The 14,430-nt window shown below is 72.3% G+C and carries 10 protein-coding genes; 2 read left to right on the top strand and 8 right to left on the bottom strand.

All coding sequences use genetic code 11. The annotated features are described in order from the left end of the window. Positions 1-10 precede the first annotated feature (10 nt). The 7 genes from hydA to QOL88_RS32240 form a co-directional block, all read right to left on the bottom strand. Positions 11-1,414 carry a dihydropyrimidinase gene (hydA, locus tag QOL88_RS32270; protein WP_097221780.1) on the bottom strand — a complete coding sequence of 468 codons (1,404 nt, stop codon included), beginning with the start codon at positions 1,412-1,414 and terminating at the stop codon, positions 11-13. A gap of 121 nt (positions 1,415-1,535) precedes the next feature. Further along, positions 1,536-2,378 (bottom strand): nitrilase-related carbon-nitrogen hydrolase, encoded by an 843-nt coding sequence (locus tag QOL88_RS32265; RefSeq protein ID WP_031109741.1) that lies wholly within the window; start codon positions 2,376-2,378, stop codon positions 1,536-1,538. 155 nt (positions 2,379-2,533) lie between these two features. Beyond that, positions 2,534-4,099, bottom strand: a complete 1,566-nt coding sequence (locus tag QOL88_RS32260; protein WP_097221779.1) for a PucR family transcriptional regulator — start codon at positions 4,097-4,099, stop codon at positions 2,534-2,536. A gap of 28 nt (positions 4,100-4,127) precedes the next feature. After that, positions 4,128-5,414 carry an aspartate aminotransferase family protein gene (locus QOL88_RS32255; protein WP_097221778.1) on the bottom strand — a complete coding sequence of 429 codons (1,287 nt, stop codon included), beginning with the start codon at positions 5,412-5,414 and terminating at the stop codon, positions 4,128-4,130. Then, entirely contained in the window at positions 5,411-6,253 is an 843-nt protein-coding gene (locus QOL88_RS32250; protein WP_097221777.1) for a nitrilase-related carbon-nitrogen hydrolase, read from the bottom strand. Before QOL88_RS32250 ends, QOL88_RS32255 begins: the two co-directional genes overlap by 4 nt. A gap of 170 nt (positions 6,254-6,423) precedes the next feature. Further along, entirely contained in the window at positions 6,424-8,610 is a 2,187-nt protein-coding gene (locus QOL88_RS32245) for a hypothetical protein (protein WP_097221776.1), read from the bottom strand. 98 nt (positions 8,611-8,708) lie between these two features. Beyond that, positions 8,709-8,960 (bottom strand): helix-turn-helix domain-containing protein, encoded by a 252-nt coding sequence (locus QOL88_RS32240; protein WP_030855017.1) that lies wholly within the window; start codon positions 8,958-8,960, stop codon positions 8,709-8,711. A gap of 32 nt (positions 8,961-8,992) precedes the next feature. Between QOL88_RS32240 and map the strand changes: the two genes are divergently transcribed. Continuing rightward, entirely contained in the window at positions 8,993-9,760 is a 768-nt protein-coding gene (gene map, locus QOL88_RS32235) for a type I methionyl aminopeptidase (RefSeq protein WP_097221775.1), read from the top strand. Positions 9,761-9,939: 179 nt separating this feature from the next. Beyond that, positions 9,940-12,474, top strand: coding sequence for an ATP-dependent Clp protease ATP-binding subunit (locus QOL88_RS32230; protein ID WP_097221774.1), 2,535 nt, complete (start codon positions 9,940-9,942; stop codon positions 12,472-12,474). A gap of 106 nt (positions 12,475-12,580) precedes the next feature. On the opposite strand, the gene ggt is transcribed toward QOL88_RS32230, so the two are convergent. Beyond that, entirely contained in the window at positions 12,581-14,389 is a 1,809-nt protein-coding gene (gene ggt / locus QOL88_RS32225) for a gamma-glutamyltransferase (protein WP_097221773.1), read from the bottom strand. Between the last annotated feature and the right edge of the window lie 41 nt (positions 14,390-14,430).

The raw sequence follows: 14,430 nt of genomic DNA, 5'->3' as shown, positions 1-14,430 counted from the left end.
TGCGCCACTCCTAGTTAAGGTACTGACAGGTGGATCGCGGGGTGAACACGCCGTGCCCGGCGTGCCCGGTGTACTCCCGCTCGGTGATGACGGGTTCGCCGCGCGAGAGGACCGTCTCGACCCGGCCGGTGGTGCGCTTGCCCTCGTACGCCGAGTAGTCGACGTTCATGTGGTGCGTCTCGGCGGACATGACCTGCTCGGCGTGCGGGTCGTAGATGACGACGTCGGCGTCGGCGCCCGGCGCGATGGTGCCCTTCTTCGGGTAGAGGCCGAACATCCGGGCCGGGGTCGCGCAGGCGATCTCGATCCAGCGGCGGCGCGTGATGTGCCCGTCGACGACCGCCTGGTGGAGGAGGTCCATACGGTTCTCCACGCCCGGCAGGCCGTTGGGGATCTTGGAGAAGTCGCCGCGGCCCAGGTCCTTCTGGCCGGTGAAGCAGAAGGGGCAGTGGTCGGTGGAGACGACCTGGAGGTCGTTCGTCCGCAGCCCCCGCCACAGTGCGGCCTGGTGCTCCTTCGGCCTGAGCGGGGTGCTGCACACGTACTTCGCGCCCTCGAAGTCCGGCTCGGCGAGGTTGTCGGTGGACAGGAACAGGTACTGCGGGCAGGTCTCGCCGAAGACGTTCAGCCCCTCGTCGCGGGCCCGGGCCAGCTCGGCGACCGCCTCCGTCGCCGAGACGTGCACGACGTACAGGGGCGCGCCGGCCACCTGCGCGAGCTTGATGGCGCGGTGGGTGGCCTCGGCCTCCAGCAGGGCCTTGCGGACCTCACCGTGGTAGCGCGGGTCGCTCTCGCCCCGGGCGAGTGCCTGCTCGACCAGGACGTCGATCGCGATGCCGTTCTCGGCGTGCATCATGATCAGGCCGCCGTTGTCGGCGGAGCGCTGCATGGCGCGCAGGATCTGGCCGTCGTCGCTGTAGAAGACGCCCGGGTAGGCCATGAACTGCTTGAAGGAGGTGATGCCCTCCTCGACCAGGTGGTCCATCTCCTTGAGCGTGTGCTCGTTGACGTCGGAGACGATCATGTGGAAGCCGTAGTCGATCGCGCAGGTGCCGTCGGCCTTGGCGTGCCAGGTGTCGAGGCCCTCGCGCAGGCTGTGCCCGACGCTCTGCACGGCGAAGTCGATGATCGTCGTCGTGCCGCCCCAGGCGGCGGCGCGGGTGCCGGTCTCGAAGGTGTCGGAGGCGAAGGTGCCGCCGAAGGGGAGCTCCATGTGGGTGTGGGCGTCTACGCCGCCGGGGATGACGTACTTTCCGGTGGCGTCGATGACGCGGTCGGCGGTGAAGGATTCGGCGGCGGGTGTGCCGGAGGCGGCGAGGGCGGCGATTCGGCCGTCCTCGATCAGGACGTCGGCGTGGATCTCGTCGGATGCGGTGATGACGAGGCCGCCGCGGATGACTGTACGGCTGCTCATGTCGTGGTCGCTCCTCGCGGTCGGTAGGTGCCGGTTGTGTGTGGCTGGTCGCGCTCGCGCGGCGGTAGCCGCATGTCGAATACAGCCCCGCGCCCCTGAAGTCGCTCCCCTCGCGGACGTATCAAGGTGCCGTCAGTGGTCCGTACGCGCCCGGTGCCCGGTCCCGGTAGAACTGCCAGCGGTCGCGGACCTCGCGGAGTTTGGCCATGTCCAGGTCGCGGACGACCAGTTCGGGCTCCTTGTCGCTCGCCACCTCGCCGACGAACTGGGCCTCGGGGTCCACGAAGTACGAGGTGCCGTAGAAGTCGTTGTCGCCGTACTCCTCGACACCGACCCGGTTGATCGCGCCGACGAAGTACTCGTTGGCGACGGCCGCCGCCGGCTGTTCCAGCTGCCAGAGGTAGCCGGACAGGCCGCGGGAGGTGGCGGACGGGTTGAAGACGATCTCGGCGCCCGCGAGGCCGAGTGCGCGCCAGCCCTCCGGGAAGTGGCGGTCGTAGCAGATGTAGACGCCGACACGGCCGACCTTCGTGTCGAAGACGGGCCAGCCGCTGTTGCCGGGGCGGAAGTAGAACTTCTCCCAGAAGCCCCTGACCTGGGGGATGTGGGTCTTGCGGTACTTGCCGAGGTAGGAGCCGTCCGCGTCGATCACGGCGGCGGTGTTGTAGAGGACGCCGGGCTGCTCCTCCTCGTACATCGGCAGCACCAGGACGATGCCCAGTTCCTTCGCGAGGGCCTGGAAGCGGCGGACGATGGGGCCCTCGGGGATCTGCTCGGCGTACTCGTAGAAGGCCGGGTCCTGGACCTGGCAGAAGTACGGTCCGTAGAACAGCTCCTGGAAGCACAGGACTTGAGCGCCCTGCGCGGCGGCGTCGCGGGCCGCCTGTTCGTGGACCTGGATCATCGATTCCTTGTCGCCCGTCCAGGCGGTCTGGAAGACGGCGGCTCGGATCACTCGGCTCATCGGGACCTCCGGTCGCTCGGTGTGCCGTGAGCCTAGGGAGGGCGAAGGGCGTCTTTGAGTTGCAGCGTGTCACGTCCGAGGGCGTGCGGCGTGCCACCGTGTCACTCTTTCGTGGGCCCATGTTTCACCGCCGTTTTCCCAGGTGGTCGCGTGTTTCACTGCTGTTGCGCGTCGTGCGCGAGGAGTGCGATGTGCACCGAGGCGGCCTGCTCGAAGTCGTCGAGGTCCACCCCGAGGCGGACCTGTATGGACTCCAGGCGGCGGTAGAGGGCCGGCCGGGAGACGTGGTGGAGCTGGGCGGTGCGGGACTTGTTGCGGCCGGTGGCGAGGTAGGTGCGCAGGACCGGCAGCAGGTCCTCGTCGGTCTCGCGCAGCAGCCCGTCCAGCTCCCGCTCCGCGAACGACTGCACGTGCGGGTCGTCGCGCAGCAGCCGGACCAGGCCCCGCAGATGGACGTCCTTCAGGCGTACGACCGGCGGGAGGTCGAGGACGGCGGAGGAGTCGGCGACGGCGTCCGCGACGTGCTGGGCCTCGCGCAGTCCGGTGGGTACGTCGTCCCAGGCGGCGCGGGGTTCGGCCGCCGCCACGACCGTGTGGTCCGGGCCGGTCTCGGTGCGCAGCCGGGTCGCGAAGTGCACGGCCAGGGCGCCCGCGTCCTGGTCCCGGGGCAGGCTGAGCAGCACGGCGGTGGCCCCGTCGGCGAGTTCGGCGACCAGCCCGGGCAGGCCCAGCAGCCGCAGGAGCCGTTCGAGGCGGGCCGGGTCGCCGTCGCGGACGACCAGCGGCACGAAGGTGCGCCGGTTGACCGGCAGCCCGGCCGCCCGGGCCCGGGGCAGCAGTTGCCGTGCCGGTACGACGCCGCTGACCAGGTCGGTCAGCAGGCTCTGCGCGGACTGCTCCTCCCAGGAGCACGCGGCGCCGCCGCCGAGCATGCGGTGCAGGACGAGGGCCTCGGCGGCGCGGTCGGCCAGCAGCCGTCCGGTGGCGGTGTCGCCCCGGTAGCCGCACAGCACGATCCGGCCCCAGCGCTCCCCGCGCCCACCCAGTTCGGCCCGGATCCAGCCGTCGCCCTCGGTGCCGCCGGCCTGCCGGGCGATGCGCTCCCAGTCGCGCAACACGTCGTCCACCGCGGGCCGCTCCCCCGCCGTGCCGAGGACGCGGTGGGCGAGGTTGGTGACGACGACCGGGCAGGCACTGTGCCGGGCGATCTCGTCGAGCAGGCGTTGCAGCGGGGCGCCGGCGGTGATGAGGGCGGTGAGTTCGGTGCGGACGGCCTCGGAGAGGCTGACGGCGGCGAACTTGCGGCGCACCAGCCGCGACTGGACCTCCTCGGTCAGTTCGGCGAAGGGGAACGGCCGGTGCAGGACGACCATCGGCAGTCCGCACCGCTCGGCCGCCCGGCGCATCACGTCCGGCGCCGCGGGGAAGGCGCGGCCGAGTCCGAGGACGACGGCGGCGGCCTCCGCGCGGTGCAGCGACCGGACGTACTCGGCCTGCTTGTCCTCGTCGCCGGCGAGCAGCACACCGGTGGTGAGGACCATCTCGCCGCCGGTGAGCATCACCCCGACATCGGCGGCCTCGGCGACGTGCACCCAGCGCACCAGCCGGTCGAGATGGCTCGCGCCCGCCACCACCTCGGGCTCCCCGGCGAGCACCCGCTCCAGGGTGAGGACCCGCCGCACGGACAGCGCGGGCTCCAGGGAATCCAGGGTGATGGTCATGGCGCCGTATCCCTTGCTCAGTGCACTGCTACTGGATGCTCCTCAGAGCGTTCTCGAGGATCGCGGCGCCCTCCTCGGCCTCCGCGACGTTGAGGGACAGCGGCGGTGCGACGCGCAGCGAACTGGTGTTGTGCCCGCCGCCCTTGCCGATCAGCAGGCCGCCCTCGCGGGCCGCCTCCAGCACGGCCGCCGCGGTGCGCGGATCGGCCTCGTCGGTCCCCGGCTTCGTGATCTCGATGCCGATCATCAGCCCGCGTCCGCGTACCTCGCGTACGGCCGGGACCTGCGCGGCGACGCCCCGCAGCCGCTCGATGAGCAGGCCGCCGACGCGCCGGGCGTTGCCCTGGAGGTCGTGTTCCAGCAGGTAGTTGAGGTTGGCGAGGCCCGCCGCCATGGTGATCTGGGTGCCGCCGAAGGTGGAGATGCTGTTGGAGTCAAGGCAGTTCATGATCTCGGAGCGGGCGACGACCCCGCCGATGGACATGCCGTTGCCGATGCCCTTGGCGAAGGTCATGATGTCGGGCGGTCCGCTCTGCCCGTGCGCCTGCCAGCCCCAGAAGTGCTCGCCGGTGCGGCCCCAGCCGGTCTGCACCTCGTCGGCGATCCACAGGATGCCGCGCTCGTGCAGCACCTCGCGGAAGGCGGCGTACAGCCCGTCCGGCGGCGCGGTGAACCCGCCGACGCCCTGGACGGGTTCGGCGATCAGCGCGGCCGGCGCGCGGGTGTGGCCGAGCAGGTCCTTCAGGTCCTCGACGCAGGCGGCGATGTAGGCCTCGTCGCTGAGGGAGGCGAACGGGCCGCGGGTGCGCACGCCGCCGTGGACGTAGAGCGTCTGGAGCGGGGACAGCGAGGTCGGCGACCAGCCGCTGTTGCCGGTGATGCCGACGGCGCTGAAGGAGCGGCCGTGGTAGCTGTTGCGCATCGCGAGGATCGTGTTGCTGCGCCGGTACGCCGTGGCCAGCAGCAGGGCGGTGTCGTTGGCCTCGGTGCCGGACGTGGTGAAGAAGACGCGGGCGTCCGGGATGCCGCTCAACTGGGCGATACGCTCGGCGAGTTCGACCATCGGGCGGTTGAGGTAGAGGGTCGAGGAGTGGATGATCCGCCCGGCCTGCTCGCTCACCGCCTTGGTCACCTCGGGCAGCGCGTGCGCCGTCATGGTGGTGAGGATGCCGCCGAAGAAGTCGAGGTACCGGTTGCCCTGGGCGTCCCAGACGTGGCGGCCCTCGCCGTGGGTGAGTTCGAGGGGCTCCTCGTAGTAGAGGGCGAGCCAGTCGGGGAGCACGGCCCGGTGGCGGCCCAGGAGGTCGTTGGTCACGGCTGCACCAGCCCTTCGTAGGCGTCGGGGCGGCGGTCGCGGTAGAAGGCCCACGTCTGCCGTACCTCTTCGATGAGGTCGAGGTCGATGTCCCGGATCACGAGCTCCTCCTCCCTGTCGCTGGCGAGGTCCCCCACGAACTGCCCGCGCGGGTCGACGAAGTAGCTCGTGCCGTAGAAGTCGTTGTCGCCGTACTCCTCCTGCCCGACGCGGTTGATCGCGGCGATGTAGTACCCGTTGGCGACGGCGGCGGCGGGCTGCTCCAGCCGCCACAGGTGGGAGGACAGGCTCCGGTGGGTCGCCGAGGGGTTGTAGACCAGCTGGGCCCCGGCCAGGCCGAGCTGCCGCCAGCCCTCCGGGAAGTGGCGGTCGTAGCAGATGTACACGCCGACCTTGCCGACCACCGTGTCGAAGACGGGCCAGCCGAGGTTCCCGGGCTTGAAGTAGAACTTCTCGCGGAAGCCCTTGAGCTGCGGGATGTGGTGCTTGCGGTACTTGCCGAGGTAGGTGCCGTCGGCGTCGATCACGGCCGCGGTGTTGTAGTAGAAGCCGGGCTGTTCCGCCTCGAACACCGGCGCGACGATCACCATGCCGGTCTCGCGCGCGAGCGCCCGCATGCGTTGTACGGTCGGCCCCTCGGGCACGGGCTCGGCCCAGCGGTAGTGCTCCGGCTCCTCGACCTGACAGAAGTAGGGGCTGTTGAAGACTTCCTGGAAACCGATGATCTTCGCGCCCCGGCGGGCCGCCTCGCGGGCGTGCTCCTCGTGTTTCGCCACCATGGACTCGGTGTCGCCGGTCCAGGTGGCCTGGACCAGGGCGGCACGTACGACGTTGGCCATGAGCTGCTCCTTCGACGCGACGTCTGCGCCTCTACGCCCGTAGAAGCGGGCCGTAGAGCCACGAACGTAAGCCTCTGGCACGGGGTTGCCAAGACCATCGTCGCCAACCCGCGGGGCATTGCGCGATTCACACTCCTGTGGGTGAGTCGCCCGGGGCGCCGGCTCGCCGGTCAGGCGGCGAATCCAGCGACCCGCAGGGCGTGCAGGAGATCCCACCGCCGCTCGTCCGACACGCCCCGGGCGGCCTCCAGCAGGAGCGGCACGAGGCGCCGCGGATCGGGTTCGGCGCTGCGGGCGACCTCCTCGGGGGTACGGGCCCTGACGTACGTGTCCAGCAGGACGCGCACCTCACGGTGGCGCCTTTCGGCGGCCAGGCCGAGGACGGCCTCTCCGACCTCGCCCGGGGGCCGCGCGACCCCCTGCCGCAGCATCTGCTGCCCATCCCCCGCCCTCCCGGCCTCGACGAGCGCGTCGGCGGCGGCGACCAGCCGCCCGGCGGGCAGCGAGGCGGCCTCCCACAGCAGCGTCTGCCAGTCGGCGTCCAGCCCGGCGAGGTGCAGCCGCTCCGCGAGCAGCGGAAGCCGGCCGGGCTCCCACGAGGCGACCTCGGCCAGCAACGCGTGGGCCTCCCCGCTGCGCCCCTCGCTCCGCAGCCGGGCCAGCACGTCGACGGTCCGCCCGACCTCGGCCAGGTCCACGGCCCCGACCGCACCACCCTCCCGCACCGGCGGCTCCATCACCTCCTCCTCGCCGGCCCAGGCGAAGCGCGCACCTCTGGGAGTACGGCCGGGGGCCACGGGTGCGGGAGCGGGCAGGGTCGGTAAGGCAGCGGGCGGCACGACGACGGGCGCGGCCTCCTCATCGACCATCCCGGCGAAACGAGCACCGCCACGCCGGCGTTTGCGGGATTTGGGGGCGGGGGGTTCAGGGGCTGGGGCACTCAGCCCGTCGGACATGCCGTCCGCGAGGACTCCCCCGGGCTCACTCCGGCTGACGGCGCGCTCCTGGACCCGCCGCCCGGCCTCGGCCCCGTCCGGGGCGGTGAATGGGTCGGGGACGGCCCCCGCGACGACGTCACCGGAGCCGGACCGGCTTCCCGGGTGCTGCCCGCCGGGCCACGCCGCCTCGGCACCGTCCGGGGCGGTGAATAGGTCGGGGACGGCCCCCGCGACCACGTCACCCGAGCCGGACCGGCCCGCCGGGTGCCGCCCACCGGGCCACACCGCCTCAGCCCCGTCCCGGCCGGCGAACCCCTCGGATGACGTCCTGACCACGGCCTCACCCGAGCCGGACCGGCCCGCCGGGTGCCGCCCACCGGGCCACACCGCCTCAGCCCCGTCCCGGCCGGCGAACCCGTCGGATGTCGCCCTGACCACGGCCTCACCGGAGCCGGACCGGTCTGCCGAGCACTGTTGTGCCTGCCACCCCGAGCCGGAACCGGCCGGGTGGGTGAACCCCTCGGGTGAGGCCCCGGCGGTGGGTTCTCCGAAAGCGCTACGGCTCTGCGAGTGCTGCCGGGCGGGCCATCCGGTCCCCCGGGCGACGGTGCCGGGGCGGCCCGAGGGGCCCGGGGCCCGGTCGGGTGCGACACCCGTGGCCGCCTCTTCGGAAACGCCTCGGGCGGCCGGGCTGTGCCCGCCGGGCCCCCCGGCCTCCGGGTCGGCGGCGCCGTACCCGCCCGACGCCGTCGAGCCCGTGCCGCCGCGCCGCGGAGCGGCAACCGGCGATCCCGTCCCGGCACCGCGCAGTCCGGAATCGTCGTCCCACTCCGCCGGGGGCACACTCCGCTCTCCCCACTCCGCCGGGCGCACACCCCGCTCTCCCCACTCCGCCAGGGCCACCCCCCGCTCGTGCCGGTCGGCGTGCGCCAGCCGTGCGCGGAGCTCCGCGCAGCGGGCGGAGGCGCGTTCGTGGTCGTCGCGTGCCCAGGCCAGGTCCAGGCGCAGGGCGTCGGCCTGTTCGGGGGTCGCGGCCGAGGTCAGCTGGCGGGCGAGGGAGGCCTGGCGTTCGGCGGCGTACTTCTGTTCGCGGAGCATGACGTCGAGGCGGTCGCCGAGGGCGTCGCGGCCCCCGGGCCGGGTGTCGTACACGGCGAGCGCGGCGGCGTGCAGGGCGCGAGCGCGCTCCGTCTCCGGGCCGGCTCCGCCCGGGCCGTACTGCCCGGCGAGGTCCCGCAGCAGCGCCTCGACCACGTCCCAGGGCGGCATGTCACGCCCGTCGAGACAGGCCCGCATGCCCTCAGGGTCGCGCTGCCAGAACACCGCGCACCAACCGCCGGACGGGTCGAGGCGTGCCAGCAGACCGTCCAGGTAGGTCGCGAACTCCCCGACTTCAGCCGGGAGTTGATCCGCCGCCATCGCTCAACTCCCGTGAGGCCGGAGCATTCCGCCCCGTAGGCAACACCAGTCGTGTTACGGACGTGCTACGGGGAGTTTTCACACGCGGCGCGGGTGCCTCAAAGGGGCACCAACACGCATTGCCCGGCCAGATCGTCCATGGACAGCCCGAGGACTCCGGCCAGCGCGGCCACCGTGAAGAAGGCCGGAGTCGGGGCCCGGCCGGTCTCGATCTTCCGGAGGGTCTCCGCGGAGATGCCCGCGCTCGCCGCGATCTCCGTCATGCTCCGGCCACCACGCGCCTCGCGCAGCAGCCGGCCGAGCCGCTCGCCGCGTTCGCGCTCTTCGGGGGTGAGAGGGGTGCGCACCATGCCCCCATTCTAATACCGGTATAGTAATTGGAATGGTGGAACTGAAGACAGACACTTCTATCGACGCGATGTACGAGGCGGGCCAGGTCGTCGCCCGGGCCCTGACGGCCGCACAGAAGGCCGCCGCCGTGGGCGTCTCCCTGCTGGAGCTGGACGAGGTGGCGCACGGCGTGCTCCGCGAGGCGGGCGCGACCTCGCCCTTCCTGGGATACCGGCCGTCCTTCGCGCCGACTCCCTTCCCCGCCGTCCTGTGCGTCTCGGTCAACGACGCGATCGTGCACGGCGTCCCGGGCCCCTACCGCCTGCGCGACGGCGACCTGGTCTCCATCGACTTCGGCGCCGAACTGGGCGGCTGGGTCGGCGACTCGGCGCTCAGCTTCGTCGTGGGGACCCCGCGCGCGGCGGACCTCCGCCTGATCGACACCGCCGAGCGGGCCCTCGCGGCCGGCATCGAGGCCGCCGTCGTGGGCAACCGGATCGGCGACATCGCCCACGCGATCGGCACGATCTGCCGCGGCGCCGGCTACGGCATCCCGGACGGCTTCGGCGGCCACGGCATCGGCCGCCGTATGCACGAGGACCCCGGGGTGCCCAACGAGGGCCGCCCGGGGCGGGGCATGCGGCTCCGGCACGGCATGGTGCTGGCGATCGAACCCATGGTCGTCGCGGGCGGCACGGACGACTACCACGCGGCCCCCGACGGCTGGACCCTGAAGACGAACGACGGCTCCCGCGCGGCTCACGCGGAGCACACCGTGGCGATCACGGACTCGGGGCCGAGGATCCTGACCGCACGCTGACCCGCGCCGGAATTACCCGGATACATCCCAAAGGTGCCCCTGGCCGACGATCGTGCGAAGGTGTTCTACGAGCGCGCCCCAGGTGTAACCGGCTGCCACCCGGGTTACCCGACCCCGGCACGTCGACCAGCGAGGGCGTCCCCCGCCCGCGCGCCGGGGACGCCGGGAACGGAAGGCCCATGAGCAGCGGCTTCACCAGCCCGGAGGGCTACGGCTCGGATCCCTTCGGAGAATTCCTCGCACGGTTCTTCGGCGGACCGCGTCCCGGTCCCCGGCAGATCGATCTCGGGCGGCTGCTGAGTCAGCCGGCCCGGGAACTCGTCCGCGGCGCCGCCCAGTACGCCGCCGAGCACGGCAGCCGGGACCTCGACACCCAGCATCTGCTGCGGGCGGCGCTCGCCACCGAACCCACCCGCACCCTGCTCACCAAGGCCGGCGCGAACCCCGACTCGCTGGCGTCGCAGATCGACGACCGGTCGGGGCCGGCCCAGCACACCCCGGACGACGCCCCGCCGCCGACCGCGCTCTCCCTCACCCCGGCCGCCAAGCGGGCCCTGCTGGACGCGCACGACATGGCCCGGGCCCGCGGCTACGGCTACATCGGTCCGGAGCACGTGCTGAGCGCCCTGGCGTCGAACCCCGACTCCGCCGCCGGGCACATCCTCAACGCGGCCCGCTTCGCCCCGTCCGAGCCGCCCGAGGCGCCGGAGGTCCCCCAGTCCGAGCGTCCGCGCCCGACGAACACGCCGACCCTCGACAAGTACGGCCGTGACCTCACCGAGCTGGCCCGGCAGGGCCGGATCGACCCGGTGATCGGCCGGGACCAGGAGATCGAGCAGACCGTCGAGGTCCTGTCCCGGCGCGGCAAGAACAACCCGGTGCTGATCGGTGACGCGGGAGTCGGCAAGACGGCCATCGTGGAGGGGCTGGCGCAGCGCATCTCCGAGGCGGACGTGCCCGATGTGCTGATCGGGCGCCGCGTGGTCGCCCTGGACCTCACCGGCGTGGTCGCGGGCACCCGCTACCGGGGTGACTTCGAGGAGCGGATGAACAACATCATGGGCGAGATCCGCGCCCACTCCGACCAGTTGATCGTCTTTATCGACGAGCTGCACACGGTCGTTGGCGCCGGATCCGGTGGCGGCGACGGCAGCTCGATGGACGCCGGGAACATCCTCAAGCCGGCCCTCGCCCGGGGCGAGCTGCACATCGTGGGCGCCACCACGCTGGAGGAGTACCGCCGCATCGAGAAGGACGCGGCGCTGGCCCGCCGCTTCCAGCCGATCATGGTGCCGGAGCCGACCCCCGCGGACGCGATCGAGATCCTGCGCGGCCTACAGGACCGCTACGAGGCCCACCACCAGGTTCGGTACACCGACGAGGCCCTGGTCGCGGCCGTCGAGCTGTCGGACCGCTATCTCACCGACCGCCGCCTGCCCGACAAGGCGATCGACCTGATCGACCAGGCCGGTGCCCGGGTGCGGTTGCGGGCCCGGACCAAGGGCACGGACGTACGGGCCATGGAGCGGGAACTGGAGCAGCTGACCCGCGACAAGGACCAGGCCGTCGCGGACGAGAGGTACGAAGAGGCCACCCAGTTGCGCGACCGGATCGTGGAGCTGAAGCAGCGGATCACCGAGGCCGGCGGGGACAGCGAGGGCGAGGAGGGCCAGGACCTGGTGGTCGGGGCCGAGTCGATCGCCGAGGTGGTGTCCCGGCAGACCGGCATCCCGGTCGCCAGCCTCACCCAGGAGGAGAAGGACCGACTGCTGGGGCTGGAGGAGCATCTGCACCAGCGGGTGGTCGGCCAGGACGAGGCCGTGCGGGTCGTCTCGGACGCGGTGCTGCGGTCCCGCGCCGGGCTCGCGGCCCCCGACAGGCCGATCGGCAGCTTCCTGTTCCTCGGCCCCACGGGCGTCGGCAAGACCGAACTGGCCCGGGCGCTCGCCGAGGCCCTGTTCGGCAGCGAGGACCGCATGGTCCGGCTCGACATGAGCGAGTACCAGGAGCGCCACACGGTCAGCCGGCTGATCGGCGCACCGCCCGGCTACGTCGGCCACGAGGAGGCGGGCCAGCTCACCGAGGTCGTACGCCGCCACCCCTACTCGCTGCTCCTGCTGGACGAGGTGGAGAAGGCCCACCCGGACGTCTTCAACATCCTGCTCCAGGTCCTCGACGACGGCCGGCTGACCGACTCCCAGGGCCGCACGGTGGACTTCAGCAACACCGTCATCGTCATGACGAGCAACCTCGGCTCCGAGGCGATCACCCGCCGGGGCGCCCAGACGGGCTTCGCCGCGGGCGGCGCCGACGCGGACGAGGAGGCCCGCCGCGAGCAGATCCTGCGCCCGCTGCGGGAGCACTTCCGCCCGGAATTCCTCAACCGCATCGACGAGATCGTCGTCTTCCGCCAGCTCACCACGGAGCAGCTGCGCCGGATCACCAACCTCCTGCTGGACCGCACCCGGTCCCTGGTGCAGGGCAAGGGCATCACGGTGACCTTCACCGACCGGGCGGTGGAATGGCTGGCCGACCGCGGCTACCAGCCGGAGTACGGCGCCCGTCCACTGCGCCGCACGATCCAGCGCGAGGTGGACAACGAACTGTCCCGGCTGCTGCTGGACGGCAGGGTGGACGAAGGCGGCGAGGTGACGGTCGACGTGGAGGACGGGAAACTCACGTTCCGGACACAGAGTCCCGCAGCGCCCCGTTAGGGGCGCGGGGCCAGTCGGTCCAGCGCCCCGTCAGGGGCGCGGGGCCGTGTCGGTCCGCGGCTCCGCCGCGGGGCGCGACCGGCCCCCCACGCACCCGCGCACGGCGTCACCGCACAGGCCGCACCACCATCGCCGACCCCCCACCCCGCCGGGCGGTCTCCGCGGCTGCCAGCCACTTCCCACCCGGCAGCCGCTGCACCCCCGTGGCCGCACCGATCTCCGGGTTCGCCTTGAAGGAATGCCCGATCGCCTCGAGCTGCTTCCTCAACGCGGCGTTGTCGTACAGCCCGGGCTCCAGCTCGGTCTGCGCGGCGTTCCGCTGACTCGCCCGGGGCGCCGCGATCGCGTCGACCAGCGGCAGCCCCCGGTCGACGAACCCGGTGAGCGTCTGCAGAACGGTCGTGATGATGGTCGCGCCACCCGGCGACCCCAGCGCCACCACGGGCTGGTGGTGCCGGTCCAGCACGATCGTCGGTGAGATCGACGACCGCGGCCGCTTGCCCGGCCCGGGCAGGTTCGGGTCGTGCACGGCAGGGTTGGCCGGGGCGAAGGAGAAGTCCGTCAGCTCGTTGTTGAGGATGAACCCCCGCCCGGGGACGGTGATCCCGCTGCCGCCGGTCTGCTCGATGGTGAGGGTGTAGGCGACGACGTTGCCCCACTTGTCGGCCACCGTCAGGTGCGTGGTGCTGTCGCCCTCGTACGTCGTCGGGGCCGCCTTGTCCCCCGAGCCGCAGCGCGCGGGGTTGCGCGGGTCCCCCGGCGCCACGGGACTCGTGAGCACCGCGTCGTCCTTGATGAGGCACTCGCGCGAGTCGGCGAACCGCTGCGACAGCAGTTCCTTCGTCGGTACGTCCTCGAAGGCCGGGTCACCGACCCAGCGGCCGCGGTCCGCGAACGCGATCCGGCTCGCCTCGATGAACCGGTGCAGGTACTTCGCCTTGCTCGCCTTGGACAGGTCGGTCCGCTCCAGGATGTTGAGCGCCTCACCGACGGTCGTGCCGCCGGAGGAGGACGGCGCCATGGAGTAGACACCGAGGCCGCGGTACGAGGTCTTGGTGGGCGCCTGGAGCTTGGTGCGATAGGCGGCCAGGTCCTTCGCGGTCAGGTCGCCGGGCCGGGCGTTCCAGCCCGAGGCGGGATCGACCGGCGGCTTGTTGACGGTGTCGACGATGTCCCGGCCGAGCCGGCCGCGGTAGATCGCGTCGACGCCCTTGTGTCCCAACTCCGCGTACGTGCGGGCGAGACCGGGGTTCTTGAAGGTGGAGCCGACGACGGGGAGCTGTCCACCCGGCAGAAACAGGTCGGCCGTGTCCGGGAAGTAGCGGAAGCGGGCCTCGTTGGACGCCGTCTGCGAGCGGAAGGTCTCGTCGACGGTGAACCCGTCGCGCGCCAGCCGCTCGGCCGGCTTCAGGACACTCGCGAGCCGCTTGCTGCCCCACTGGTCGAGTGCCGTCTGCCAGGTGGCGGGCGTGCCCGGCGTGCCGACGCTCAGGCCGCTGCTGACGGCGTCGGCGAAGGCGAGGGGCTTGCCGTTCTCGACGAACAGGTTCTTGTCGGCGCTCAACGGGGCGGTCTCGCGGCCGTCGATGGTGCGGACCGTGCGGGACTTTGCGTCGTAGTAGACGAAGTAGCCACCTCCGCCGATGCCGGCGGAGTAGGGCTCGGTGACGCCGAGCGCGGCGGCCGTGGCGACGGCGGCGTCGACGGCGTTGCCGCCCTTCCTCAGGACCTCGATGCCGGCGGCGGAGGCGTCGGGATCGACGCTCGAGACGGCGCCCCCGTAGCCGACGGCCAGCGGGGATTTCTCACCGCCGGGGCTCTGCGCGGCGGGTGGCGGCGCCGCCGCTCCGACCGACACCACCACGGCGGCCGAAACCGCCAGGACCGTCAGATTCCGTGCCACAGGGCGACGCATCCGCACCTCCAGTCAAAGCCGTCCGCGCAGCTTAATTCATC

It is taken from the genome of Streptomyces sp. Ag82_O1-12 (assembly GCF_900182715.1).
Classification (GTDB): domain Bacteria; phylum Actinomycetota; class Actinomycetes; order Streptomycetales; family Streptomycetaceae; genus Streptomyces; species Streptomyces massasporeus.
The sequence above is the reverse complement of the archived record's forward strand: the minus strand, read 5'-3'. Positions and strand labels throughout refer to the sequence as shown.

Coding starts and splice junctions, on each gene's coding strand:
- hydA (WP_097221780.1), bottom strand. CDS start 1,414: ATGAGCAGCCGTACAGTCATCCGCGGCGGCCTCGTCATCACCGCATCC.
- QOL88_RS32265 (WP_031109741.1), bottom strand. CDS start 2,378: ATGAGCCGAGTGATCCGAGCCGCCGTCTTCCAGACCGCCTGGACGGGC.
- QOL88_RS32260 (WP_097221779.1), bottom strand. CDS start 4,099: ATGACCATCACCCTGGATTCCCTGGAGCCCGCGCTGTCCGTGCGGCGG.
- QOL88_RS32250 (WP_097221777.1), bottom strand. CDS start 6,253: ATGGCCAACGTCGTACGTGCCGCCCTGGTCCAGGCCACCTGGACCGGC.
- QOL88_RS32245 (WP_097221776.1), bottom strand. CDS start 8,610: ATGGCGGCGGATCAACTCCCGGCTGAAGTCGGGGAGTTCGCGACCTAC.
- QOL88_RS32240 (WP_030855017.1), bottom strand. CDS start 8,960: ATGGTGCGCACCCCTCTCACCCCCGAAGAGCGCGAACGCGGCGAGCGG.
- map (WP_097221775.1), top strand. CDS start 8,993: ATGGTGGAACTGAAGACAGACACTTCTATCGACGCGATGTACGAGGCG.
- QOL88_RS32230 (WP_097221774.1), top strand. CDS start 9,940: ATGAGCAGCGGCTTCACCAGCCCGGAGGGCTACGGCTCGGATCCCTTC.
- ggt (WP_097221773.1), bottom strand. CDS start 14,389: ATGCGTCGCCCTGTGGCACGGAATCTGACGGTCCTGGCGGTTTCGGCC.